We start from the raw sequence: 26,202 nt of genomic DNA, 5'->3' as shown, positions 1-26,202 counted from the left end.
GCTAAGGTCTTTATTCTCCTTGATTTTCGATATATTTTTTTATTACATCAATAGTTGCTCCACCAGTAGTTAAGATCATATAGCTTCTACTCCAGAAATAAGGTTTCCAATAATAATTCGATAGTTCTTCTTGGAAATCTTTCCTAATATAACGTGATGTCACAGTTTTATAACTATTAATGGTGTTTGCTAGATTGATTTGAGGTGGGGCATCAAACAAAATATGTATAAGCTCCTCCTTGCCATTCAATTCTATAAGTTCGCAATCTCATTTTTCAAATAGTGATAGATTATTCTCTCTTAGCCTTTTCAAGATGACCTCAGAAATACACTTATGTCTATATTTTGTTCACAACAATTAAATGATATGTGAGTTTGTAAAAAGAATGCCTATTCTTGTTAAAAGGTGTCATTGATTTACCCTTTTCTGTTTACAACTAAATAACTACATGATATAGTTTATTTTAGAACACACGTTCTGTAAAGAGGGGTGTAATAATGAAAATAGCAAAAACGCTAAGTCATAAAATCACCAATCACTCACATATTTTTGATAACACTTTAGCTATTTATAATTGTGCACTATCCTTTGTCATTAATGTTATAGAAAAAGAGTTTAGTAACCTCAATGAATTTACCTCAAAAGATATCGTGCCTGCTGTAGAGCGACTTATACATAGAACCACATCAAATCCTTCTCCAAAATATAAAGATTTTGATCAACACTTTTATAAATTTCCTTCTTACTTTAGAAGAAGTGCCATTGCAAGTGCTTTTGGTAAAGTCAAAAGCTTTCGCTCTAACTATCGTAACTGGTTAAAAGAAAAAGAAATTGCTCTAGCCGAAGGTAAGAAGTTCAAGAAAAATTCCCCAACATTACAAATAGAACATAAAGAATTCCCAGTTTTTTATCGAGGAAACATGTTTGAGCGAACATCCGATACAAGTGCTCAAATAAAAATATTCCATAAGAATGATTGGGTGTGGGTGGATATCCAATTCAAAGAACAAGACCTATATAAACGCGGGGTTTGGGATTGGAAAGAGTGTAATCCCAAGCTTGTAAGAAGAGGAAAGAAATACTTTCTCAACTTTACCTATACATCGAAAGTAGAATTGTCAAAAAACAAAATCAAAGACCAAATTATTTGTGCTGTTGACTTAAATATCAATAAATCTGCAGTTTGTTCAATCATGGATGCAAGTGGCACTGTCTTGGCTCGTAAGTTTATTAACCAGCCAATAGAAAAAGACCAACTGTATACCGTGACGAATAAACTTCGTAAAGCTCAGGCATATTCTGGTTGGGTAGCAGCACCAAATTATTGGAGAAGAATTAAAGGCTTACAAAAACACATTATTAACCACACTTCGTCTGAAATTGTAAGTTTTGCAAATGCTCATCATTGCGATGTGATTGTTTTTGAGTACCTTGATAAAATGAAAGTCCCTAATAATCATTATGGCGCAAAGAAACTTCGTTTCAAATTGAGATATTGGAGAAAGAAAGCCATTCAGAATAAGGTCGAAGAGATGGCGCATTATCAAGGTATGAGAATCTCAAGGATAAATGCACGTAATACAAGCGCATTAGCATTTGATGGTTCAGGAAAAGTAGAACGTAATACAAAAAGAGATCTTGCAACATTCACATCCGGTAAAATCTATAACGCGGACCTTTCAGCAACATATAACATTGGGGCTAGATACTTTGTTCGTGGATTCCAAAAATCCATCTCTGAAAAGAAATGGTTGGCTTTTCAGGCAAAAGTTCCTGATTTGTCAAAAAGAACACAACAGACTTTGTCTTCGTTAATTAGTCTTAATCAAGCAATGAATTCACCGAAGGTGGCTTAACAAAGCTTATTTTGTACTGTATTCAAGATAAGGGATGCTCCATCAAATTGCGATAGCAATTAGTTGGAGAGGTTCACAATAAATCCGAAAAGAAGATAACATTTTCCTCATCTTGCAATTTCATCTCTTTAAGTGCCATTTTCACACTACTGGCGGCCGAATCACCGAAAACAATATGGACTGCCTTATAGTTTGGATCAAGGTTAACACTACTTTCTTGTTCGCTTTTAACATTTAGAAAATCGTGATAGATCTTTTTCAAGTCTAGTATTAATTGGTCTTCTGAATATTGATTTTTTTCCTCAAGCATTTGGATTCGTAGTAAAATCAGAAGTAATAACGTTTTTACTTCATCATCATCAGACTCGCCAATCAGCCTTTTTAATTCATCAATCATCACAACGGCCCCTCTCATGGATAATGATACCAAAATATAGCGTGGAGAGGCAGTGTTTACTGCGTGAAAATATCACCCTTCTCCTAGAACAATATCTTCATAACCAGTGCCCCAAGTATGATTAACACATATAATGCCCCCATAAAAACGATTAACATTCCCGTTTCTATCTTATCAATCCCGTTCGCATACAAAACCACTAATGCAGCACCACAACCAATCATAACGACATAAAGTACAACGATGAAATATCGTTTGAAAAGTACAATGCTACGTTCGTCGAATTGTGGTAGATTAGTTTTTCTTTTTTTACGAAGAAACATAAAAATAAGCGTTACTCCAATTCCAATCAATACTCCACCAATCATCGGCGCGACCAAATCATATGGATATTCGCCCATTTCCTTACCTATCAGGTATAGTCCTAAGAAGCCACCTATTAAGATACAAACAATAAGAAAAGCCCAAACAAATAATAATTGATGCTGTTTTTTCACCTTTTTTCCTCCTGTTCTAAATAAAACAAATCCTCAATCGGCACATCGAAATAATCAATTAATTTTAACGCTAATTCCAAACTAGGATTGTATTTGTTTTTTTCAATTGCATTAATTGTTTGGCGTGTGATTTGTAAATCTTCCGCCATTTTGACTTGAGATATACCTTTGCTTAACCGAATTTCTCGAATGTGATTGATTACTTTCACGAACAAACCTCCAAACCGATGTGTAAAGATATCTTTACGTATAGTATAAAAAATAAACAGTGAGATGTAAAGATATGTTTACAGTTTTGTTGAAATAGAACACGCTAAGCATTATCCTACAATTCGTCCTCGTAATATGAGCGTAGGTTATAATCAACAACAAGAAAAAAGGGTTTTCCGCAGTATTGTCGAAAGTATATGCATCTGAAACTAGGAGAGATGCTTTTGAAATTAGCGGCTGGAATTATTCTTATCTTAATGAGTGTTGTGCATGTGATCTACGGCGAAAAGATGCAAGTAGACGAACTGAAAAAGGTAAAGGCAAACAATATGTTAATTGCATCTTTAAGAGTAATGTCTTTGCAAGGTGGAATAGTAGTGTTTGCAGTTGGTTTAGTTGAGGTTTTGACTTTTGCAGAAATTATTGCGTTAACAGGGTTTGCGGCTTTCATTCCTGTAGGTATAATTTGTATAAATGTCCTATCCGTTCTTATCATATCGATGATTAAGCACCGTGAGTTGTTAAAAGCGACTTTACCACAGCTTATTATTTTTTCTGTTATCATTATTTTGCAGTTGTGGAGTGTTCTATAAATTAAACTGGTGCCAGTTTCTTTTTGTAGAAGGAATCTGACACCTTTTTATATTGGGTAAAGAAAACGAGAGGTTATTTTAAGGGGCTGAGTATTTGGGGAAAGGGAGATTAAGAGTGTCTTTTTAATTAGGCAATTTCTCTTTCGTTTTTAAAGGATTTTCCCAAAATGTGATCTTGGTCTGCTTGTATTCGGCGAAAATTATCCAACGTTTCCGTATGACGTTTTTCACTTAATAAGACAAAGTTGGTAAAATCCTCTCTTAAGGATTTTAGTTCGTATTTCATAGAGTCCATGTCAGTTTTTTGTGAGCCGACATCACTTTTAAGGGAGTCCATGTCAGTTCTTAGTGAGCCAACATCATTTTTCATGGGGGATAAGTCAGTTTTCCTTGATTTTACTTCAGTAACTAATGTTGCTACCGTCGAGATCAACTGTGTTAACAAATCCTCAATTCGGTCAAATCTTTCCTTGCTCATTAGTATCACCTCCTTGTTAAGACAAGTATACCTTATTTTTTAAGCAGCGACCAATACATATGAGTGGGATATAGTGTTAATTCACATACCATTCCGCAGTGACCAGCTTTTCATAATCTCCTGAAAAATTATAAGTATGTGTTAAAGTGTTATACTAGTATCTTAATGGTAAAAGTAGTGAAGGAGGCTTCTAAAATGGACATGAATAATAATGATATTTTAATACGATTAAGATATGCGCTCGATATAAAAGATGCAGATATGGTGAAAATATTTAAACTTGGAAACATAGAAGTAACAAAAGAAGAAGTGCAGAAAATGCTGATTAAGACCAAGGAAAGTCAGGATTATGAAGATAATATTCTAGATGAAGAAGAGAATATCGAATGTGATAATCTCACATTGGAATCCTTTTTAAATGGGCTTATTATACATAAAAGAGGGAAACAAGATCCGAAGCCTGGACAACCAGAGAAACCGCCGATGTCGATAAAAAATAATAGAAGTGTTAATAATGTTTTGCTGAAAAAATTGAAGATTGCTCTTACGTTAACTAGTGATGAGATGCTCGATATTTTAGCAGAAGCAGGAGTGATCATCACAAAAGGAGAATTAAGTGCTATATTACGAAAAGAAGGTCATAAGAATTATGTAGCATGTGGCGATCGGTACGCTAGGAATTTCTTGAAAGGACTAGCATTAAAGTATAGAAAGTGATCGAGTGGAGTGGGTGTAGTTGTTAGATAAAATTAAATCGTTGTCCCATAAAAGACTATTTGAGATTGGTTTGACTATTATTTTCCTTGCTCCGATAATTGGCATGTTTCTGCCTTTTAATAGTTGGAAACATGCCATCATACAAGGTTTGATGTATGGTATTGCATTATTAATTGTTATTATTGCTTCTGATAAGAAACATAAAAATTCAAAACGCTGATCAAATAAAAAGCCACAGCAACGGCGCTGTGGCTTTTTTATACCTTAGTATTGGTAAGACTGTCCGCCATCAATAGGCACGACAGCTGCGTTAATGAAATTGGCTTGATCAGATAATAGAAATGCAACCAAGGCACCAACTTCCTCAGGCTTACCGAAGCGTTTCATTGGATTGACACTGACGAATTCTTTTCCGGCTTCTTCCCAGTTTTCGCCACCGATTTGTTTTAGTGAGCCTTCTACCATTGGAGTCATAATCGCACCTGGGGCAATTGCTTTAATACTTATACCATATTGACCGTATTCGACACCAGAATTGCGAGTTAAGCCAACAACACCGTGCTTACTTGCCGCATAGCCGGACTGATTGCCAACACCACGAATCCCGCCTACAGAAGCAGTATTAACAATGGAACCAAAGCCTTGTTTTTTCATTTCCTTAAGCACATATTTCATACCATAGAAAACACCGTTTAAATTTACGTTTACAACGCGATTAAACTCATCGCTTCCATATTCTTCGGTTAAATTTTGTGTTCCTTCGATTCCCGCGTTGTTGAAAAAGCCATCAATTTTACCGAACTTGTCGATTGTGAACTGTACATATTTTTCCACTTCTTTTTCGTTTGATACGTTTGCCTCTACTAGTTCAATCTCGGCTGTTTCAACAGCTGCTTGAATTTCCTTTTTACTTTCATTTAACCCTTCACTATTTAAATCGACGAGAACTAATTTCGCGCCTTCTTTAGCTACTTCTAGAGCGGCTGCTCTGCCAAGACCTGATCCTCCACCAGTAACAATAATGACTTTGTCTTCATAACGTTTCATTTATATGCACTCCTTTTTTCCGTTGTATATCACATATTGTGATATGATAATAATACTTATATATCAATTGTAAACGCGCTCAAATTTCTTCTCAATCAGTAAAATTCGTTGTTTTGTTGATAAAATCAACACTTTTATAATAATTGTAGATATTAGGAGGAGTGTTGCGATGAAAGCAGAGTCAGGAAGTCTTTCGAAACGAAGTGAACGAACAAAATCAGATTTAAAGCGTGCATATATTTCGCTAATTAATGAAAAAGGATATAGTCACGTTTCAATCACAGATATTGTAAAAAGGTCTGACTATAACCGGACTACTTTCTACCTACATTATTTAGATAAACCAGATATAACCGAGGAACTGCGACAAGAGATGTTTGACGGCGTTAAAAATACGAGTATGGATCGCTATGAAGAAGATCGTGTGATTCAGGTTGAACAGATGGGTCCTTATTCGTTTGAGTTAATGAATTACATATTTATGAATCAAGAATTTTTCAATCTTTATATAAAAGATGATACGATTCCTGGCTTGAATCAAGACATGCCTAGAGCTATTTACGAAATTTTAGAGGAGCGATTTATATTGACAGCTGTTGAGTCAACTACGATAAACACAACCGCACATAAACGTTATATGGCGCACGGTACTGCTGGGCTAATCCTGGAATGGATCAGAAGCGGTTATTATCCATCTCCAAATGATATGACAATCCAATTAATTGAAATTTTAAAATCATTTGCAAAGGAATTTAGGATTGTTCGTAGTGAGTATAAGTAAGTTAGATTTAGGCTTGATAAGAGCCAATTGCTGTTTTAATCTATTTAATAAATATCGGATAGGAGGTCTTAAAAATTATGAATGAAAAACTAAGTCTTGTGCTTGATGCGAAAGCCACGTTAGCGGAAGGTCCTTGCTGGGATCATGATCGTCAATTGCTTTATTGGGTAGATATTGAGGAGCATCTGGTGAATCAGTATGATCCGAAAACTGGTCACAATCGGAGTGTTGATGTTGGTCAGTATGTTGGTGCACTTGCTGTCACGCATTCCGGTGAATTGATTCTCGCGCTGGAGCATGGATTTCATTTATTTAATATGGAAACAGAAGAATTAAAGATGATCACCGAACCAGAGCGTGATATGCCGGAAAACCGGTTTAACGATGGGAAATGTGATCCTGCAGGAAGATTTTTAGCAGGGTCAATGGCTTTTCATTTCGGTCAAAAATCAGCATCACTTTACAGTTTAGACACTGATTTCAGTGTGAGGCGTCAAGTTGACCAAGTTGTTTGTTCCAATGGTCTTGCATGGAGCCTTGATCATAAGACGATGTATTATATTGACTCTCCAACTAAGCTTGTAGTGGCATATGACTATGATATCGAAACGGGTGAAATTGCTAATAAAAGAGAAGTGATCACAATTCCAGAAGGAGAAGGTGTACCGGATGGCATGACAATTGATGATGAAGGCATGCTTTGGATTGCGCAATGGGGTGGATCGCAAGTGTCTCGCTGGAACCCAGAAGCCGGGGAAAAAATAGGCTCTATTTCAATTCCGGCAACACAAGTAACTTCTTGTGCATTTGGTGGTGTGAATATGGATGAATTATATATCACGACTGCTCGGAACGGATTAGATGATGCAGCATTACAGGACCAGCCCCTTGCTGGAGGAGTATTCAAGTATCAGGCAGATGTTAAAGGGGTGCAGAGTTTTAAGTTTGGTAAGGTATGAGCAATAATAGAAACCGACGCAACGGGTGTTTGTTGAATAAGAAGCAGGGACGAATCCCTGCTTCTCCTATTAATTACTAGACTTGTTTCGATTTTCTTCTATTAATAAGAAGTAGTACACCAGCAGTTGCTAATAAAACAATTCCAATCGCAATGGAATAAATGATAGCATCCATGGAACGATTAGTGTCTGGTAACTCTTTACCGGGCTCATTGCCATCTTTAACTGGTTCATCTTTATCTGGCTTCACATCAGTTTCTGCCTTAACAGTAAATGTAACACGATAAGTAAGGATATTATCGTCTTCAGCAGTTACCACCAACGTAGCAGATCCTTTACCGTCAGTTAGTGTAACGCCATTGATTGCAGTGATCAAAGCTAACGGATCAGCAGTTTGACCGACTAAGTTGATAACAGCATCTTTCGCTGTATTACTAGGGAGTATTAGGTTGTATGCATAGGTATTAGGATCAAAGCTTGGTACCGTCACTGCATCAGCACCATTCACAGTATAGCTAAGTGCAGCTAACGTCGCATCATCACTCATTTGATAAGGATGAACGGTTAACTCGACTGGAATACTTTCATATTTACCATATTCCGTAACGGTCACGTAAAACTTAGTAGACTCGGTTACAGGTGCATCCAATGTTAAAGTTAATTGGTCATCTTGTACCGTCGCTGTGGCACTTGCTTCTTGTGTACGTGCTTGATCTACATAAACCTTATAAGTTGTTGCAGTAGCTGGTGCTGCAGCTGCTGTAGCCATACTGAACGTCGATAAACTAGTAGTTAGCGAGTTTTCGATCAAAGGTTTTAAATCAAAATTAAACGTTACGTCATCTCGTGAAGTTGCTGTCGCTTCACTAAATTTCAAATCCAATGGTGAGGTTGTACTGGTCAGCTTCCGTACGTAATTTCCAAACTTCAAAACCATTATATGGACCAGATGTTGTAAAGAATAACGCATCATCCGCACGTAAGAATGTACGTAATCCGTAGCTTTCCGGATGTCCAAAGCCGTCTTTCGTTAGTGCGTCAAAGTTTTCTCCGTCCGCACTATAGTAGATGTCATACCCCATAGTGGCACCCGCAGTGAGTTCTTGAATCCCCATAAAATAGGCGAATTACTCCGCGCTTGTACTAAAGAACCCTTCCAATACCGAAAAGATTTGGCCGACGATTGGTTGTAAAGATGAATCTAATGCTGGGTCTTCTGTTAACTCAGACTCAATATTTTCCGTATAAAATGTTTCCAACGCTTGATAAGTTGAAACTACGTCGGAGTCATCTTCTGCTTCTAATTCATTTGCAAGAGTGATCAATTGAGTTAGCATTGCTTTTAACTCATCAACAGCTAAAATACTGTGTAATTGCTTAGTATCCACATCACCTTCAGCAAGTACAGAATCTTCCATACTTAACGCAGGAAGCCCTTTAAGTGGAGGTAATTCATCCATTGGCGGAAGTGGAATCTCATCAAGTGGTGGGATATCTTCAACGCCAAACGCTTCTAAAATACTTACAATTAAATGGTAAACTTGATAAAGCCTTTGCACAAATTCTTCTTCTATCATATCTGCCAGACTGACATCTAACACACTTGTAATCGTTGAAATATTAAACGTTCCAACAAATAGTTTAAGAACCAGTGTAGCAACATGTCGTTCAAATCGTAAGGTGCTTAGTGAAAATATAAAGTAAGCGCATTCATAAAGTTAATGTTTGGGTGCAAATCTTGAGAAGTGGGCTTTTACCTCTTAAGGCAATTACACTACGCTTAATTTGTAACAATAAAAATATAGGTGCATTTTTTCCCTATTGTAAGGTGGTGTTTAATAGATAACAAAAATCAGACCTGGGTGAATGAAAGCTTTCCAAATTCAAAACATGGAGGTTAATTATGAGAGGAAACACTAAAATTGCATCTTGTTTTTTTGTTTTTATTTTACTTCTTAGCTTAGTCATAACACCACTTTCAAGTCTAAAGATACATGCCGAGTCTACGGAAACGAATTTAGTCATCGATGACTTTGAAAGCTATGCAACAGATCAGGAATTAAAAAGCGTTTACGGACTTTGGTCACCTGGAGGAAATGCCATCGAATGGACTTTGAGTCAAAACTATGTAAATGATGGTGCAAATTCAATTCATATTATTCCTAATGAGCCCTTAGATTCTTGGGCAGCCTTATCGCACAATTTCTCAGTAAGTGATTGGACCGATTATTCTGGAATCAGCTTTTGGATTCATAATCAGGCTGAGGAACCATTTGAATTCACCTTTGATCTTAAATCAGAATCTAAAGTTTTTGGCCAAGAAGGAGCTTTTAATGCTTTACTAAAAGAAGATGGTAACGATTCATGGGAAGAGATTTCTTTTGATACCATGCTGACTATTCCGAAGAATTTTTCTGGTATTGTGCGTATTGCCTGGGACCAATTTACACAGAAGGCATGGCAATGTATAGAAAGCTGTGATAACCCTAATCTAGCTAAGATGGAAGGGGTCGAATTTGGCTATAATCCACAGGCAAATCCGACAAACGAAATATATATTGATTCCATCGGTCTTTGGGGTACTTCAGATGGGTCTGATGAGGAGCCAGTAGAAGAACCTTATGAACCACGTGAAAAACCCTTACCTCCAGATTGGGCAACTGATTCCGAAACGTTTAACCTTAACTATAAACGAGCACCAATAGATAACCCATTAAAGGGATTTTTACCTTTTAGTAAGGCAAGAGAAGAACAATATTACGAAGACAATGATGAGACATGGCGGTCAAATGTTAATCAGATGCCATACAGTATGGAATTCTTCTATCTACCACTGAAGGATATTATGACAAATTTTAATGAGTATGACTGGAGCAAGCTAGAATCTAGAATTGATGATATCGCTTCAAGAGGAAATCAGGCTATTTTTAGGGTGTATCTCGATTACCCACATAAGCCATCCGGAATCCCTCAATTTTTGATAGATCTCGGGCTGGAAACCAAGGAATATGACTACTTTAATAATGGTGGGCCTGATGGAACAAGTGTTGCTCCGGATTATGATGATGAGAATCTTAACACCGCAGTGCTACAATTTATTGGAGCACTTGGAGAAAAGTACGATGGAGACCCTAGGGTCGGTTTCATTCAGGCTGGTTTGATAGGGTTTTGGGGGGAATGGCATACCTACCCACAGGATGGCTGGACCCCAACTGGATCTTGGGATGGTGAATTAGCAGAACACGAGGATGGACATGCAACGGACTGGATGCCAAGCTTGGCTAATCAAGAAGCTATTATTCAAACCTTTGATGATTCGTTTGATGAAACAAGAGTACTTGTGCGTTATCCTACTGCATTTAATCGAGACTTGAATATTGGTTTCCATGATGATTCCTTTGCTTTTCAAACTTTACCTCCTAGTTATGGTGGAATGGAATGGCATTTTGTTGGACGCCTTCAATCTAATAACGCCATGGAAAATTGGAAAGAAGAACCTATTGGTGGAGAGATGCGTCCCGAAATTCAAATTGATATGTGGAATAACGACCCGCCTCAATATTTAGGTGAACCGATTGAAGGAGCGCAAGGAGAAGATTTTTATGACAGTCTGTCTCTGACTCATGCTTCTTGGCTAAAAGTACAAGGGATTTTCCAAGTTCCCCTAGAAGAAGATGCGCTTGAACGTGCCCGTGAGGCTTCACGGAGTTTAGGTTATGAGTATCATGTACCTACAGCATATGTGAATGCAAATAATGGTCATTTGCAAGCCGCAATTGAAGTTAAAAATACAGGTGTTGCTCCTTTCTATCAAAATTGGAAGGTGGAGCTTGCAGCAAGAGACGAGCAAGGTAATATAAAGGAATGGACTACCGATTGGGACATCTCAGGAATTTTACCGAACGATGAGGAAACTGGCGATAACAATGAAGTTTTGTTGGAATGGACAAGTGACACTTCAATACTAGGGAGCGGAACACATGACATTTTAGTTCGCGTTGTTAACCCATTATCAGAAATCACATCTAAAGCAAAGGCATTCCATTTCGCCAACGAGGAGCAGGAAACGAATGGATGGCTTAATATCGGTCAAGTACAGGTCGAGGGTTCCGATCAAGGCGACCAAGACGATGACCAAGAAGATCAAGGTGGTAATGAAGACGACGATCAAGATAGTAACCCAAATGCTACAACAGTAGATGATAGCGTTGTAAATAATGTTGTAGATGGTGGTACATTAGAGATTACACTTGATGATTCTGATAACTCAATGGTTAATTTAAGTGCTTCTCAGGTTGCAACCCTGAAAGCGAAGAGTGCAGTAATCTATATCAAAAAAAATGATGTGGAACTAACCATCCCTGCAGAAAACTTCGGTGAAGGTTCCGTTGAAATTGTAGTTACTAAACAAGAAAGTAATCCTGATGCACTATCTACTGTGTATGACTTTACCATTATTCAGGCAGGAAAAGAGATTCATAGTTTCAAAGCACCTGTTACGTTAAAGTTCAAAGTAGAAGAGTCAAGAGTACAAGATCCAGATAAGATAAAAATATACTATTTTGACGAACAAGCTAGTGAATGGGTATCTGTCGGCGGTACGTATAAAGATGGTTATGTAACAACTGAAACAAACCATTTTACGCAGTTCGCCGTTTTTGAAAAAGCCGATCAGGTTGTTCCTGATAATGGAGACACTTCAGAGGACGGAAATGAGCTTCCAGATACTGCAATGAACATGTTTAATTCCATGCTATTAGGGACCATATTGTTGCTGGCAGGAGCAATTACCCTGTTTATTAGAAGAAAACAAGTAATGTAAGTAAAATCAGGCGGCCTTTAATAGGCAGCCTGATTAATTTCTATAACTGAAATGCAACTCCGTAGATCCTGAGATAAAATAAAATCGCTGTGATTACCACGGGCAAAAATTTAAGACAACGATGATAGTTATAAATTTGGTCATTAATAATAGTATAGCGCATTCATCAAGTTAATGATTGGGTATAAATCTTGAGAAGCGGGCTTTTACTTCAGAAAGCGTTTACATTATGCTTAATTTGTAATAATTAAATATAGGAGGTCATTTAAGTGAAGAAATTATTAAAAATGAGTTTTCTAATGATTGCAGTAGTAGCTATCTTAGCTGGACTTACAGCTTGCAACAGTTCAAGCGACCAAGACACCAGCGGATCAGGAGGTAAGAAAACGGAAATTACTTATGGAATCTGGGATCCAGTCCAAAAACCAGGTATGGAAAAAGTTGCAGAAGAGTTTATGAATGAAAATTCAGATATTATTGTAAAAGTTCAAGTAATTCCTTGGGATCAGTATTGGACAAAACTTGAGGCAAGTGCCAATGGAGAGACTTTACCAGATGTTTTTTGGATGCATGGTAGTGAAGCGGTTAGATATATGGAAGCAGGAGCACTTCTTGATATTACTGATTCGTATAAAAAGGTAGAAGGAAACTTTCCGGAGGATTTAGTCGAATTATATAGTTATGATGGCAAAAACTTTGGTATTCCAAAAGACGTAAGTACTATAGGACTTTGGTATAACAAAAAGATTTTTGATGAAAAAGGTGTAGCATATCCTGATGATAGTTGGGATTGGGATAAATTTAAAGAAGCAGCAAAACAACTAACAGATTCTGATCAAGGTATTTATGGATTTGCAGCACCAAATGATACAGAAGTCGGTTACTATAATGCAATTTTCCAAAATGAAGGAGCTGTCATTAGTGATGATAAGACAAAGTCAATGCTAAACACTCCGGCAACACAAGAAGCACTTCAATGGTGGGTTGATTTCTCATTGGAAGACAAAACATCACCTACAGTTGCAAAAATCGCTGAAAATAATGTTCGTAGTTTATTTTCATCAGGAAAAGTCGCTATGATTTTTGATGGTTCATGGATGTATGGAGAATATTCATCAAATGAAGAGTTGAAAGAACATGTCGATGTTGCCGTACTGCCAAAAGGAAAAACGAGAGCAACTGTATACAATGGATTAGCAAATTCGGTATCAGCTTATACAGAAAATGAAGAGGCAGCTGTTAAGTTCGTAGACTTCCTAAGCTCACAAAAAGGGATGGAAATTCAAGGTGGATCCGCAGCAGCAATTCCTGCTTATAAAGGAACTGAAGCGAAATTTATAGAATCAACGGAAGACACCTTTAACACGAAGGTTTTCTCAGAAATGCTAGATTATGGTGTACTGCGTCCGAACGGACCTAATTTTAACAAAGCTGAAACAATTGCCACTGAAGGGTTAGCAAAAATGTTTAGTGGTACGGAAACAGTGGAGGAAGCAACTAATAATGTAGCAAGTGAAGTGGATGAAATCCTGAATCAATAAAACCAGATGAAGTTATGGATGTCTAAGATGAATACCTACGTATTCATCTTAGACATTTAAAGGAAGGGGGATAAACTTGGAAATTGTTAAAAACACCCAAAATATAAAAAAACAAAAAACGCAGTATTTTACATTCGCGAAAAAAAGGTATAAAAAGGATGCACTTTTTTGGGCGATCATATTTATTGCCCCGACAATGTTGGGATTATTCTTTTTAAATATTAAACCAGCCATTGAAACTATTCTTATGAGTTTTCAGCAGTCTAGTGGATTAGGATCCTCGCAGTGGGTTGGTTGGGAAAATTATGAACAGTTGGCCCAAGATACAAATATACCGTTAGCAATATGGAACACCATTAGATATTCGTTGATTGTTGTTCCGGGAATCATTATCTTTTCACTCTTAGCAGCAGAACTTCTGAATCAAAAGATTAGGGGTATATCCATTTACCGTGTCATATATTTCCTTCCAGTGGTAGCGACACCGGCAGCAATTGCGATGGTGTGGAAATGGCTATACAATTCTGACTATGGTTTAATCAACCATGCTTTGAGTCTCATCGGAATAACAGGCCCGTCTTGGTTGACAGACCCCAAATTCACAATTATCGCAATTGCTATTGTCGGTATATGGAGTGCTATCGGCTATAATATGGTCATTTTGATAGCGGGGTTTCAGGAAATTCCGAAAGATTATTATGAATCTTCCAACTTAGACGGCGCAGGTCCGATACGTCAATTTTTTTCTATCACATTACCATTAGTGTCTCCTGCATTGTTCTTTGTCTGTGTAACAACAGTGATTAATTCGTTACAAATTTTTGATGTTATCTACATGATGTTCAGCCCAACAAGCGAAGTTATTCCGTATACGCAGACACTTGTTTATTTGTTCTTTAAGCATTCGTTTATGCTGAATGAAAAAGGTTATGGTGCGACGATCATTTTAGTATTGCTAGTACTTATAGGAGTGCTTACGTATATCCAAATGAAATTACAGAAAAAATGGGTTCACTATTAGGAGGTTCATAATGAAGAAGGGGAAAATAAGAAATAAAGTAATCATCCATACATTATTAATCATTGGCGCAATAATCATGATCATGCCATTTGTGTGGATGTGCCTTACATCCATAAAAACTCTAACTGAATCAGTAGCAGTGCCTCCAATTTTGTTTCCATCAGAACCTCAATGGGGCAACTTCCCTGAGATTCTGACTAAACTACCGTTTGATGCATTTTACATCAATACATTACTGATGATAGTAGGGCGTGTAGTTTTTGCATTGGTTTTCAGTTCAATGGCGGCATATGCTTTTGCACGCCTTGATTTTCCATTTAAGAATTTCCTGTTTAGTGTCGTTTTAGTTCAATTGATGATTCCACCACAGATTTTTATTGCTCCACAGTTCTTACTAGCACAACAACTTGGTATTCTTGACTCTGTTTCAGGATTAATATTACCAGGTTTAGTAAGTGCATTTGGAACATTCTTATTGCGACAATTCTTTATGGGATTACCGGATGAATTAGAGGAAGCTGCCATCTTAGATGGTTGTAATCAAGGGCAAATATTTACGAGGATTATGTTGCCACTAGCCAGATCAGGACTAGTTGCTTTGGGTATATTCACCGCGCTATTTGCCTTTAAAGACTTAATGTGGCCATTAATTGTTAATATTTCCGAGGATAAAATGCCATTATCAGCTGGGTTGGCAACTTTACAAGGACAGTACACAACAAACTACCCAGAACTTATGGCAGGATCATTTCTCGCAATTTGGCCTATATTATTAATATTTATTATTTTCCAGAGAAAATTTATCGAAGGTATTGCGACTTCAGGAGGAAAGCTGTAATCGCATGTGAAGGAGGATAAGATGCAATTACGAATTCGTGATAATGAATATTGGTATGGTGGTTATGTGGTTGATGGAAGTAAAATGCCCTTTGGAGCAAATAGTGATGTCACTATTAATCTAACAGAAAATCAAAGTCCTAATCAATTAATGCCATTATTCATTTCAACAAAAGGAAGATTTATTTGGCGAGATACGGGTTATACGATTTCATTTGAAAATGGTGTTATCGATGTTCCTAATGATGTAGTAGTAGCTGATGGATATCAAAACTTAAAAGGGGCATATTTGGCTGCAAAGAATAGTCATTTTCCCTTTGAAAATAGAATGCCGGCTCAAGAATTATTTGAAAGTATTATTTATAATACATGGATTGAATTAACGTTTTATCAATCCCAAGTAGCGATTGAAAAGTATGCTGAGGATATCATTCGCAATGGTATGCCACAAGGTGTACTCATGATTGATGACGGTTGGTCCAACTATTATGGAGACTGGACGTTTCACACTGGAAATTTCCCTAACCCTAAACGTATGGTGGATCACCTTAAAGCATTGGGATTTAAAGTAATGTTGTGGATTTGTCCGTTCATCAGTGCGGATACAGTCAAGTACAGAGAAGCCGTAGCAAAAGACATTTTAATAAAAACACCAGAAGGAGAGCCGTTTATAACGAAGTGGTGGAATGGATATTCAGCGGTTCTGGATATGACAAATCCTAATGCTCACCAATGGCTAAAAGAACAGATGGACGCACTGCAAGAACTAGGAATTGATGGGTTCAAATTTGATGCAGGTGATAGCATCTTTTATCGATTGGATAACGAAACATTCCATAAAACTACTCCTGATGGACAGTCTAATTTATGGGCAAAATTTGGGGAACAGTATCCGTTTAACGAATACCGTGTAACATTTCGCGCTGGTGGTTATCCTTTGTTACAAAGATTGTGTGATAAAAATCATTCATGGACTAGAAATGGCATTGCTTCATTAATTCCAGATACATTGGTCCAAGGTATAACAGGGCATCCATTCACAAGTCCAGACATGATTGGTGGAGGGGAGTATTTAAATTTTCAACAATTAAGTGGAAACTTAGACCCAGAATTATTTGTGCGCCATGCTGAAATTGCTTGTTTAATGCCAGCTATGCAATTCTCGGCGGCACCATATCGTATACTTGATGAGACTCATTTCTCATACGTTCAAAAAAGTATATCCGTCAGAGAAGAACATGCTTCATACATGATGAAGTTGGTTCAACATGCAAGAGAGACAGGAGAACCGATTGTAAGATATATGAGTTATGAGTTTCCTGATGCCCCAGTTGAAAAAATCATTGATCAGTTTATGCTAGGCGAGCAATTTCTAGTTGCCCCTATAGTTGAGAAGGGAAAAACATCCAGAAAAGTATATCTTCCCAAAGGTAGTTGGGAATATAACAATAATGTATATCAAAGTGATGGCGAGCACGTTGAAGTAGTGACAGAGTTCGGTAAACCTGCTATTTTTAAAAAGCTTGTCTATTGATATACTAAGATTGTATTTAAAAGTCTGATATGGATAACGGATCTAGGAATTTCCTAGCCGTTTTCTATAACAGTTAGTCGACCGCAAATCAATGATATTGAAAACTGGGGTAATGAAATGAGAAAAAAAGCGACTATTTTACTAGGTTTATTAATCATCTATATTTGTGTGATTCTTTTATTTATTGGCTATTTTTACTTTCAAACCATCGAAACCAATCGACAATATCAAATCAATATAACAAGTACGCAGTTAAATTACGCAATGAGTCGACTAGAAATTGGGCAGAAAAAAATCGAGGATAACGCTGCGACAATATTGGTAGATGAAAAAGTTAAAGAATTAAAAAGTTATGTTGGCGATCATGAAAACTATACTTATCTGAGCATGCTGCTAGATATTAAAAGCATGTTAAAAGAACGTCTTATAAATGGTGAAGAGATGAGCAGTATTTCTCTTTTTTTTACTAAACAAGATGTTTTCATTTCTACCGAGACCAACTTAAATATGAGAAATGAAATGGAAAAAAGTATGGTTAGTAAAAAAGAATGGAGACAAACAGATAAAGGGCTCTACTTTTTTATGAAATATGCCTTTGGAATAGAGGAAAAAGTTGATTTAGTCGTTGCAATTAAAATGTCTGATGCCTTGTTATTTGAGACGGAGTCTGCACTCACTTTTACAAAGAATGAGGAAAAGGGTTTATCTTATGTGGTCCTTCCGAATAATCAGGTTGTTGGTGGGATAATGAAATTTAAAGAAGACATTATCCAGCACATTAAACAGGAGAAAAAAAGTGATTTTATTATAAATAGTAGAATTGATAATATTTCGGGTACTTTAATTAGTGAAAGAAATGAATCATCTGGAATTCGTCTAGTCACATTTTTACCTACAGATAAAATCGAGATAAATTATAACAAGCATACTATTTTCATTATTATTTCAACTATAGCTGTAGTAATAATGTTTGGCTTTCTATTAATTTTTCTTTTTTATAGAGATGTATTATCTGAAATTAGATTGCTTACAAGTAAATTCAAAAGTGTTGAACAAGGAGATTATGATACAAGGGTTTCAATCGTTCGGAACAACGAATTTAACTACCTATTTGAGCAATTTAATTTAATGGTTAGCAGCATACAAAAATTATTATCATCATTATTTATAGAAATAAAACAGAGGAAACTAGCAGAAGCACGTCAATTCCGGTCGCAAATACAACCACATTTTTTATACAACAGTCTATTTTACATTGTTTCAGTGGCACACAATCCAAAAGCAGTTACTGAAATGACAAGGCATCTAGCTGAATACTATAGGTACATGACTCGAAAAAAAGATATAGTAAAAATTAAAGATGAAATAGAATTTGCTAGACATTATCTGACCATACAATCTTTAAGAAAAGATTTCAACTTTAAAATAAAGATTGATCCTAACATAGAGGATTGCTTCATTCTACCGTTAATTATTCAACCAATCATTGAAAATGCAATTGAACATGGGATTGAAGGCAAAGATGGCGCACATCACATAATGGTGCTTGCAACCTTGAAAGGGGAAATTTGTGAATTTGTTGTCGAAGATGATGGTCCTGGATTAAAGGAACAAGATATGGAAGAGCTATTGAGAAATATCTCAAAGCACCAAAGAGATGATAATGATCGTGTAGGGCTCTGGAATGTAAACCAAAGATTGATTAATTATTATGGTAAAAAAGCAAGACTAAGAATAAATAAAAATGAATTAGGTGGTCTGACGGTTTATTTTCAGCTTAATTTGAAAGGGTTGCTTAGTGAAAATGAAACTATTAATCGTTGATGATGAAAGGCGGATTTTAGAATTTTTATTAAATGTCATGGAGTGGAAGAAATATGGATTCAGTGATGTTAAGGGAATCTCGAGCTCAAAGGAAGCATTATTATTAATCAATAACGGATATGAACCAGATGTCCTTATCACCGATATAAAAATGCCTGAAGTAACTGGGTTAGATTTGGTGCAAGCAATAACCAGAAACACGAAAGTCATTATTATTTCTGGATATTCGGATTTTGAATATGCACAAAAAGCAATTCGATATGGTGTAAAGGATTATTTATTAAAACCAATTTTCCCAGATGAATTGAAAACAACAATTTCAAAAATCATAAATGAAATATCGATTGAAAAGATGGAAAACGATATAAATTTGCTTGATTTTTATTTGCATATTTTGAATGGAAAAGAAACCGATGTTCACGAGTATAACCATTTTTTAAATAAGGTTATAGAAAGCAATTTTGTTGCTAGCTTTGTTTCATTTGAAATGAAATCGATTTGTAATTTTACTTGGGAAAATCGTGTGTTCGGTTTTGTGAAAAGTGAAAAGGACGAAATTGCAAAATCCAAAAATACGTATCGAAAAGTAATTATTGAAAAATTATATAACACCGAAATCAACGATTTGCCCAGTGAAACGATGTTGAAATCCGTGATTCAGGACAAAAATTGGAATCTATTGATTGAAGAGCTCAAGAAAATAGAAAAAAACACACAACAAGATAAAATTATTTTTAAGTTGGAAATTCTATTTTATTTATATGAAGCTCTACCAAAAATGTTCAAAAATAGTGATGTAGGAACTGTTCTGGATTTAGTAAATGGTGATAATTTGTTGAAATATTTGTACTTAAACTTGGAGCACAACATCGAAACGATTGATAATAACGGAGAAACAATACTATTTGTACAAGATTACATTCATAAAAACCTTAGCATGCCACTGTCCTTAGAAATGATTGCAGACAAAGTATACATGCATCCGGTTTACTTATCGAAAACTTATAAAGAAGCTACAGGAGAAAATTTATCTTCGTATATATTGAATAAAAGACTTGAAAAAATGAAAGAGTTACTTGAAAACACAGATTTAAGAATTAAGACAATAACGGAAATGATCGGATATAAGAAACCACAGAACGTCATTGAATTATTTAAAAAGAAATATACGATTACTCCGAGCCAATATCGACGGAATACGAAAAAGCAAAAAACATAGAAGTTTTTTAAAAAATATGTAAGCGATTACGTTGAATTTGAGCTAAAGAATACTGTATTAAAAAAATGGTTGTTACTTTTTTTCCTTAATAATCATTCCACTTTATTTGTGTCTAGAGTTTCCAATAAACAGTAAAGGAGAGTTCCGTGTGTTAAAAACAATTGTAATTGGGGCGGGAACAATGGGTAGTGTCCATGCGGACGCGTTTGCAAAATTAAAAGATGTTGACTTAGTGGGGATCGTTGATATAAACCTTCCAAAGGCAGAAAAATTAGCAGTTACCTTTAGAACCAGTGCTTTTCGCACATATGAGGACGCCTTAGAGCAGGTAGGAAGTGTTGATGTAGTGTCTGTTTGTTTACCTACTTCACTACACAAAGAATATCTTATGAAAGTAGCGGATAGTGGAAGTCACGTAATCTGTGAAAAGCCGCTAGCTCGCACTTTACCTGATGCGCGCGACATGATTACTTATTGTAAAGAAAAAGGAGTCAAATTGTTTGTTGGTCATGTTGTACGTTTTTTTCCAGAGTATGCACAAGTGAAGCGTTTATTAGCGGAAGGTAAAATTGGAACGCCTGCCATGGTTCGTACGAAAAGAGGGGGAGGGTTTCCAGACGCCTCGAATGACTGGTATGCAAACTATGGGCACAGTGGTGGTTTGGTCCTAGATATGGTTATCCATGATTTTGATTATTTAAGATGGTGTTTTGGAGAAGTGGAACGTGTCTATGCGAAGAGCAGTAGAGGGAGAGTGTACGCTAAAATTGAATATGCACTTGTTACTCTGCGTTTTCAAAGTGGCGTAATTGCACATGTGGAAGGAACATGGGCACATCAAGGATTTTCTTCAAATTTCGAGATCGCTGGTAAAGGGGGAATTATCGAATATGATAGTTCAAAGGTTGAGCCAATTGTGACTAGCAGTAAAAGTGATACTAAAGGGGGAGTAGAGGTGCCTGAAAGTCCTACAAAGGATAACCCATACTTCTTGGAAATAAGTCATTTTATACACTGTATAGAAACGGATCAACAACCGATTGTTACAGCTGATGATGCATATAAAGCATTGGAGATTGCAATTGCTGCCTTGGAATCAATTGAATCTGGAAAACCAGTTGTGCTAAAGGACGACTTAGTTGAGGAGGGAGTGCAATGAAAGTAGGAATTATAAGTTTTGCACACGGTCACGCGTTCTCTTATGCCAATCAACTAGCCAAAATTGATGATGTAGAACTTGTTGGAATTACAGACGATGATGAAATACGAGGACAACAGGCTGCTAAGCAATTTGAAACGACACACTATCTCACTGTTGAGGAGCTATTTGATCAAACTTTAGATGCTGTAATTATTACGTCAGAAAATAGCATGCATAAAGAACAGGTTGTCGCTGCGGCAAGAAGAGGTGTGCACATTTTATGTGAAAAGCCATTATCAACAAATCCAGAAGACGCAAAAAAAATGGTTGCAGTATGTAAAGAGAATAATGTTATCTTACAAACAGCCTTTCCGGTTCGTTTTAATACACCAATTGCAAATGCTAAAAAAGTTATTGAAAGAGGAGACCTTGGAAATATTGTTGCAATAAAAGGAACAAATCGTGGAACTAACCCTGGTGGTTGGTTTGTCCAAAAAGATAAATCTGGAGGCGGAGCAGTTATTGACCATACCGTCCATGTTGTTGATATTATGCGTTGGTATACTGGCGCCGAAGTTAAAGAAGTGTATGCAGAAGTAGATAACATCATATCTGACTATGATATCGATGACTGTGGATTACTCACCATGGAATTCGATAATAATATGTTTGCGACACTTGATTGCAGTTGGTCACGAAATAAAAATCATCCAACTAGAGGTGACGTAACTCTTGAGATTATAGGTACCAATGGAACACTAGCTGTGGATGCTTTTGCTCAAAAGACAAATGTATACAGCAATGATGGAGCTGAGGAGCAATTTTGGGGTGATAACATGGACCGGGGCTTAATTGAAGATTTTATAACAACTGTACGAGAAAATAGACAGCCTTCTATTACAGGAGAGGATGGATTAAAAGCTCTAGAGGTTGCAGTAGCGGCTTATAAATCATCTAAATTGAAAAAGCCAGTTTCGCTATAAAAAAATGACTTCGGTTCGGATTTAATTGAGCTGAACTTATTCCGAAAAAAGGAGTGGGGAAATAATGTTAAAAGGGATAAATCAATGGTGTTACCCAGAAGGGACACCGCTTGAGAAGGTGTTTGAATACAGTCGGGATGCTGGATTTGATGCTGTAGAATTAAATCTTAATTCCGATGATGGTGTTGGACTGACAATGAATACAACAAAAGAAGAAGCAGAATTAATTGTTGCGTTAGCTGCTTCCTATAACTTGAAATTAAGAAGTATATCAACAGGTCTGTTGTGGGATACGGCGCTGAGTGACCCAAGCGAAAGTATTAGGGAAAAAGGAAGAGTGGTAGTCGAAAAACAGCTGGAACTAGCTTCCTTCATGGGGATAGACACCATACTAGTTGTGCCTGGATGTGTAACTGAAGAAGTTTCCTATGAAGAATGTTATGCGCGTAGTCAAGATCAACTAAAAAAGCTTATCCCACTTGCTGAATCTTTTGAAGTAGCAATAGGGATAGAAAATGTTTGGAATAAATTTTTACTTTCTCCACTAGAAATGGTCCGGTACATAGATGAACTGGATTCTGAATTTGTAGGCGCTTATTTTGATGTGGGAAATGTATTACAGTTTGGATATCCGCAACAGTGGATTCGCACGCTTGGAAAACGAATCAAAAAGATTCACGTCAAAGACTTTAGTACTTCTGTAGGAAATATTACCGGATTTGTCCCGTTATTGGTAGGAGATGTTAACTGGGACAAAGTTATGGATGCGCTTAAGGAAATAGGATATGATGACACGATAACCTCTGAACTTACACCTTATAAATTGGATCCAAGACCGCTAGCAGTTGATACAGCCCGGAATATGGGAGCCATTATCGAGCATGGAACAATCCAAAGTCAAAAGGCTAAGGGGTGATTAGATGAAGAAAGTTAAAGTAGGGTTTATAGGTGTAGGTGGAATCGCATCTGTACACATGGCTAATATAGCACAACATGAACATGCCGATATTGTAGCAGTGTGTGATATTGTAGAAGCATCGGCCCGCGCTGCTGGTGAAAAGTTTGGAGCAACAGTTTATACTGACTCCTCTGACCTGTTAGAAAAGGAGAAAATAGATGCCCTTTTTATATGTGTTCCTCCATTTGCACATGGCAACATAGAAGAAAAAGCAGCACAATTAGGAATCCATTTAATGGTTGAAAAACCAATTGGACTTGATTTGCCATCCGTGCAAACAAAGCTGAAAGCAATAGAAGATGCAGGTATATTGTGTGCAACAGGGTATTGTTTACGTTATTTAGATACGATCGAAAAAGCTAAGGGATTTTTAAATGGAAGAGAAATTGCAATGGTACGTGGTTATTATCTTACTTCCTTCGTGCACACACCCTGGTTTAGAGAAATAGAAAAATCAGGTGGCCAGCTCGTTGAACAAGCAACACATATACTCGATTTGATTCGTTATTTATGTGGAGAAATTAATCAAGTATATGCGAATATGAATTTGAATGTATTGAAGGACATCCCAAATATAAATATACCAGATGTTACATCGCTAAACTTCACGTTTGAATCAGGAGCAGTAGGTCACTTAGATTGCTCGCTTACGCAACCGGACCACCGTATGGGATTAGAAATTTTAGGGAAAGATTTTCGTGTTGAAGTAAATGGTACAGACGTGACGATCGTGGAGAAAGATAAAAAAACAATCTTTAAATCAAATGTGAATTTCTATGAACAACAGGACAAAGCTTTTATTGAAGCCGTTCAGACGAACGACACAAAACAAATTCTATCAACATATGAAAATGGTATAAAAACGCTTGCTGTTACGCTGGCAGCATACGAATCAAATGAAACAAATACAAGAATAGTTATAAAGTAAGTATTAGATGTAGGGCTGTGAACATAACTAAATCGCTCAAAGATTGACCAATTCACTAATTTCAATGGAAGAAATATATATAATCCATGGATAATCAACTCAGAATCTCGGGTTTCACAGCTCTCGCTATTGCTTAAGTCTGTATAAATCTCCAAAAATTGAGATATCTAAAAAAGCTTTGTTGAGTCTAACCTTACATTTTTCATAACTGAAAAGCCATTTGGAACATATTTAGGCTAGAATCTAGTAAAAAGTGACGTTTTAACTTTCTCACCTGACGAACTTCCCATCCTTTTAAACACAATAATGACAACGATTAAGCCAATAACTTCCCCGAGCGTTGATGCAACAGAGCCATTTAATCCGTTCCATTCCGGAAACATATTTACAAGAAAGACTAATGCAATGATTACTGTAATAAGATTTAGGATTTGTGCTATCAGTATTTTATTTGTTTTTCTTCGTAACATAAAAAAGCCATTCAAAAAGTCTACCCAAGGAAAAACGATTGTTTTAACAATAAAGATTCTTAGAACATTTATCGTTGCTTCTGCTAAGGAAGCGTCTGCTCCCATTACAACACCCATAAACCACGAACCTGCAGGAGTATAACAGAGAAAGCTTAGTAATAGGCAGGGTAAAAAACTTATAACTATCGTAAATTTAACAACTTTTTTACCATGTTCTTCATAAAATTGCAGTACTAATTGATGTGTATAGGAGAAAAAGCTCAATACCATGCCGGTTATGCTAATAGCGAGTGCGAACGAGGCGATCGCCACTTCCTTATCACTTGTATTGGATAAAAAGACATAAATGACTGGAATCAGGAAAGTTTGCGAAATAAAATAAAATAATAACGGGAAATAAAAACGAGTGATTTTTTTAATATTTAATTTCGACGGTCTGCTAATTTTTCCGTTTAGCAATGACTGTCCTTTCCAAACACTAATAATCGATTCAACAGCCATACCAATTAAAAAAATCATTGCTCCCGTAAGACTTGTTATATATCCAGATACTACAAATAAGTAAGCAGAAATAAGCATTGTCGCAAGTCTTACTACAACCATAATCGTAAGCCACTTTGTTTGCTGTTCTCTAATAATGACGCCTTCATATATCCCTCTAATTCCGGAAAGTACCATGACTACTGATAATATTTTGAACGTATTTGAGATTGTTTCAACCATATTAGGTTCTGCATTAAACCAATGAACAAACACCCAATCACCAATTGGTGTAAATCCTAAAATAATACAGACAAATAAAACAGCAGCCACAACAAGTAGTAAAAATAGCATAAGTGCCTTAAAAGATTTTTTATCTTTTACCAATGTGGAACATGCTTGCCTAAAAATAATTAACGGCTTTTCGATGATTCCGAAGATCGACATAGCAACTGCATAACTGGCGATAATAAAGGCGGCATTGTCCCCTCTGCTCATCGTCCCATTTATGATTAAATGCGTAATGGCAGTTAAACTTGCTGAAAATCCTAAAGGAATAAAGAATGCCAAAAGTTGGTTATAGGAAAGTTGACCCTTACTTCGCACATAACTTCCGCCTTTCGAATCTACGTATTTTTCACAGCGTTAAGAAGTTATTGTGCTTTGTATTGCGTTTTTTATTCCTTTTTTGCTGATATGGTTTGGTTGTTATGCAATCTTATAGTTGTGTAAACCAATATATGAATGGGGACAAAGACGCTATATTCAAAGCGCTTATTATTAGACGAGCTATCTGAATGCAACAGTGGACGTTGTATGAACTTTACTCGATCCATCCTTTGAACAAATCTTTTAGTGGATCATTATTAAATATAATTACTCGATATTACCTATTTCTTCTTAAAATT

Annotated in this window: 27 protein-coding genes and 1 pseudogene; 18 read left to right on the top strand and 10 right to left on the bottom strand. The window is 36.4% G+C overall.

Annotated features, from left to right (window positions below; genetic code table 11):
- Window positions 1-10: 10 nt before the first annotated feature.
- Window positions 11-220 carry an IS200/IS605 family transposase gene (gene tnpA / locus ACI6MV_RS07950; protein ID WP_407269748.1) on the bottom strand — a complete coding sequence of 70 codons (210 nt, stop codon included), beginning with the start codon at window positions 218-220 and terminating at the stop codon, window positions 11-13.
- A gap of 278 nt (window positions 221-498) precedes the next feature.
- On the opposite strand from tnpA, the gene ACI6MV_RS07945 reads away from it, so the two are divergent.
- A complete protein-coding gene (locus ACI6MV_RS07945; RefSeq protein WP_407269747.1) occupies window positions 499-1,857 on the top strand; it encodes an RNA-guided endonuclease TnpB family protein in 1,359 nt (452 codons plus the stop codon).
- A 73-nt stretch (window positions 1,858-1,930) separates the two neighbouring features.
- Here the strand turns inward: ACI6MV_RS07945 and ACI6MV_RS07940 are convergent, their stop codons facing one another.
- The 3 genes from ACI6MV_RS07940 to ACI6MV_RS07930 form a co-directional block, all read right to left on the bottom strand.
- Window positions 1,931-2,254, bottom strand: coding sequence for a DUF1835 domain-containing protein (locus ACI6MV_RS07940; RefSeq protein ID WP_407269746.1), 324 nt, complete (start codon window positions 2,252-2,254; stop codon window positions 1,931-1,933).
- Between the two features lie 83 nt (window positions 2,255-2,337).
- On the bottom strand, window positions 2,338-2,751 hold the full coding sequence (locus ACI6MV_RS07935; RefSeq protein ID WP_407269745.1) for a hypothetical protein: 414 nt from the start codon (window positions 2,749-2,751) through the stop codon (window positions 2,338-2,340).
- Complete coding sequence (locus ACI6MV_RS07930) at window positions 2,748-2,960, bottom strand: helix-turn-helix transcriptional regulator (protein ID WP_407269744.1); 213 nt, start codon at window positions 2,958-2,960, stop codon at window positions 2,748-2,750. Before ACI6MV_RS07930 ends, ACI6MV_RS07935 begins: the two co-directional genes overlap by 4 nt.
- Before the next feature lie 225 nt (window positions 2,961-3,185).
- Between ACI6MV_RS07930 and ACI6MV_RS07925 the strand changes: the two genes are divergently transcribed.
- Window positions 3,186-3,554 (top strand): hypothetical protein, encoded by a 369-nt coding sequence (locus tag ACI6MV_RS07925; protein ID WP_407269743.1) that lies wholly within the window; start codon window positions 3,186-3,188, stop codon window positions 3,552-3,554.
- 127 nt (window positions 3,555-3,681) lie between these two features.
- Here ACI6MV_RS07925 and ACI6MV_RS07920 read toward each other — a convergent pair whose 3' ends face one another.
- Entirely contained in the window at window positions 3,682-4,032 is a 351-nt protein-coding gene (locus tag ACI6MV_RS07920; protein ID WP_407269742.1) for a hypothetical protein, read from the bottom strand.
- A 195-nt stretch (window positions 4,033-4,227) separates the two neighbouring features.
- On the opposite strand from ACI6MV_RS07920, the gene ACI6MV_RS07915 reads away from it, so the two are divergent.
- Together ACI6MV_RS07915 and ACI6MV_RS07910 are read left to right on the top strand one after the other, a co-directional pair.
- Entirely contained in the window at window positions 4,228-4,749 is a 522-nt protein-coding gene (locus ACI6MV_RS07915; protein WP_407269741.1) for a YehS family protein, read from the top strand.
- A gap of 19 nt (window positions 4,750-4,768) precedes the next feature.
- A complete protein-coding gene (locus tag ACI6MV_RS07910; protein WP_407269740.1) occupies window positions 4,769-4,969 on the top strand; it encodes a hypothetical protein in 201 nt (66 codons plus the stop codon).
- Window positions 4,970-5,013: 44 nt separating this feature from the next.
- Here the strand turns inward: ACI6MV_RS07910 and ACI6MV_RS07905 are convergent, their stop codons facing one another.
- Window positions 5,014-5,796: an SDR family oxidoreductase gene (locus ACI6MV_RS07905; RefSeq protein WP_407269739.1), complete on the bottom strand. Its 783-nt coding sequence runs from the start codon at window positions 5,794-5,796 to the stop codon at window positions 5,014-5,016.
- 169 nt (window positions 5,797-5,965) lie between these two features.
- Between ACI6MV_RS07905 and ACI6MV_RS07900 the strand changes: the two genes are divergently transcribed.
- Complete coding sequence (locus ACI6MV_RS07900; RefSeq protein WP_407269738.1) at window positions 5,966-6,577, top strand: TetR/AcrR family transcriptional regulator; 612 nt, start codon at window positions 5,966-5,968, stop codon at window positions 6,575-6,577.
- A gap of 77 nt (window positions 6,578-6,654) precedes the next feature.
- Complete coding sequence (locus ACI6MV_RS07895) at window positions 6,655-7,536, top strand: SMP-30/gluconolactonase/LRE family protein (protein WP_407269737.1); 882 nt, start codon at window positions 6,655-6,657, stop codon at window positions 7,534-7,536.
- A 76-nt stretch (window positions 7,537-7,612) separates the two neighbouring features.
- Here the strand turns inward: ACI6MV_RS07895 and ACI6MV_RS07890 are convergent, their stop codons facing one another.
- The 3 genes from ACI6MV_RS07890 to ACI6MV_RS07880 are packed head-to-tail and all read right to left on the bottom strand — an operon-like array spanning window position 7,613 to window position 9,137.
- A complete protein-coding gene (locus ACI6MV_RS07890) occupies window positions 7,613-8,419 on the bottom strand; it encodes a hypothetical protein (RefSeq protein ID WP_407269736.1) in 807 nt (268 codons plus the stop codon).
- Window positions 8,403-8,651, bottom strand: coding sequence for a hypothetical protein (locus ACI6MV_RS07885; RefSeq protein ID WP_407269735.1), 249 nt, complete (start codon window positions 8,649-8,651; stop codon window positions 8,403-8,405). Before ACI6MV_RS07885 ends, ACI6MV_RS07890 begins: the two co-directional genes overlap by 17 nt.
- A gap of 12 nt (window positions 8,652-8,663) precedes the next feature.
- A complete protein-coding gene (locus ACI6MV_RS07880) occupies window positions 8,664-9,137 on the bottom strand; it encodes a hypothetical protein (protein WP_407269734.1) in 474 nt (157 codons plus the stop codon).
- Window positions 9,138-9,439: 302 nt separating this feature from the next.
- Between ACI6MV_RS07880 and ACI6MV_RS07875 the strand changes: the two genes are divergently transcribed.
- From ACI6MV_RS07875 to ACI6MV_RS07825, 11 genes are all read left to right on the top strand, one after another.
- Window positions 9,440-12,358, top strand: coding sequence for a DUF4832 domain-containing protein (locus tag ACI6MV_RS07875; RefSeq protein WP_407269733.1), 2,919 nt, complete (start codon window positions 9,440-9,442; stop codon window positions 12,356-12,358).
- Between the two features lie 269 nt (window positions 12,359-12,627).
- The gene (locus ACI6MV_RS07870) at window positions 12,628-13,899 is read left to right on the top strand and encodes an ABC transporter substrate-binding protein (protein WP_407269732.1); all 1,272 of its coding nucleotides are present in this window, start codon (window positions 12,628-12,630) and stop codon (window positions 13,897-13,899) included.
- A gap of 76 nt (window positions 13,900-13,975) precedes the next feature.
- Window positions 13,976-14,920, top strand: a complete 945-nt coding sequence (locus ACI6MV_RS07865; RefSeq protein ID WP_407269731.1) for a carbohydrate ABC transporter permease — start codon at window positions 13,976-13,978, stop codon at window positions 14,918-14,920.
- 10 nt (window positions 14,921-14,930) lie between these two features.
- Complete coding sequence (locus tag ACI6MV_RS07860) at window positions 14,931-15,758, top strand: carbohydrate ABC transporter permease (protein ID WP_407269730.1); 828 nt, start codon at window positions 14,931-14,933, stop codon at window positions 15,756-15,758.
- Window positions 15,759-15,779: 21 nt separating this feature from the next.
- Complete coding sequence (locus ACI6MV_RS07855; protein ID WP_407269729.1) at window positions 15,780-17,291, top strand: glycoside hydrolase family 31 protein; 1,512 nt, start codon at window positions 15,780-15,782, stop codon at window positions 17,289-17,291.
- A 117-nt stretch (window positions 17,292-17,408) separates the two neighbouring features.
- Window positions 17,409-19,115, top strand: coding sequence for a sensor histidine kinase (locus ACI6MV_RS07850; protein WP_407269728.1), 1,707 nt, complete (start codon window positions 17,409-17,411; stop codon window positions 19,113-19,115).
- A complete protein-coding gene (locus tag ACI6MV_RS07845) occupies window positions 19,096-20,334 on the top strand; it encodes a response regulator transcription factor (protein WP_407269727.1) in 1,239 nt (412 codons plus the stop codon). Before ACI6MV_RS07850 ends, ACI6MV_RS07845 begins: the two co-directional genes overlap by 20 nt.
- A 148-nt stretch (window positions 20,335-20,482) precedes the next feature.
- Window positions 20,483-21,493: a Gfo/Idh/MocA family protein gene (locus tag ACI6MV_RS07840; protein WP_407269726.1), complete on the top strand. Its 1,011-nt coding sequence runs from the start codon at window positions 20,483-20,485 to the stop codon at window positions 21,491-21,493.
- Window positions 21,490-22,458 carry a Gfo/Idh/MocA family protein gene (locus tag ACI6MV_RS07835; protein WP_407269725.1) on the top strand — a complete coding sequence of 323 codons (969 nt, stop codon included), beginning with the start codon at window positions 21,490-21,492 and terminating at the stop codon, window positions 22,456-22,458. Before ACI6MV_RS07840 ends, ACI6MV_RS07835 begins: the two co-directional genes overlap by 4 nt.
- 64 nt (window positions 22,459-22,522) lie before the next feature.
- Complete coding sequence (locus ACI6MV_RS07830; protein WP_407269724.1) at window positions 22,523-23,374, top strand: sugar phosphate isomerase/epimerase family protein; 852 nt, start codon at window positions 22,523-22,525, stop codon at window positions 23,372-23,374.
- A 4-nt stretch (window positions 23,375-23,378) separates the two neighbouring features.
- On the top strand, window positions 23,379-24,344 hold the full coding sequence (locus ACI6MV_RS07825) for a Gfo/Idh/MocA family protein (RefSeq protein ID WP_407269723.1): 966 nt from the start codon (window positions 23,379-23,381) through the stop codon (window positions 24,342-24,344).
- A gap of 236 nt (window positions 24,345-24,580) precedes the next feature.
- On the opposite strand, the gene ACI6MV_RS07820 is transcribed toward ACI6MV_RS07825, so the two are convergent.
- Complete coding sequence (locus ACI6MV_RS07820) at window positions 24,581-25,900, bottom strand: multi antimicrobial extrusion protein MatE (protein WP_407269722.1); 1,320 nt, start codon at window positions 25,898-25,900, stop codon at window positions 24,581-24,583.
- 134 nt (window positions 25,901-26,034) lie between these two features.
- On the opposite strand from ACI6MV_RS07820, the pseudogene ACI6MV_RS07815 reads away from it, so the two are divergent.
- Window positions 26,035-26,118 (top strand): annotated as a pseudogene (locus ACI6MV_RS07815) (transcriptional regulator); the annotation flags it as partial.
- Window positions 26,119-26,202 lie beyond the last annotated feature (84 nt).

Origin of the sequence: Radiobacillus sp. PE A8.2 (assembly GCF_045635475.1) — a bacterium.
In the GTDB taxonomy this organism is placed as follows: domain Bacteria; phylum Bacillota; class Bacilli; order Bacillales; family Amphibacillaceae; genus JBJGXI01.
Note: the sequence above shows the minus strand (reverse complement) of the source record. Positions and strands in the feature narration are given on the sequence as shown.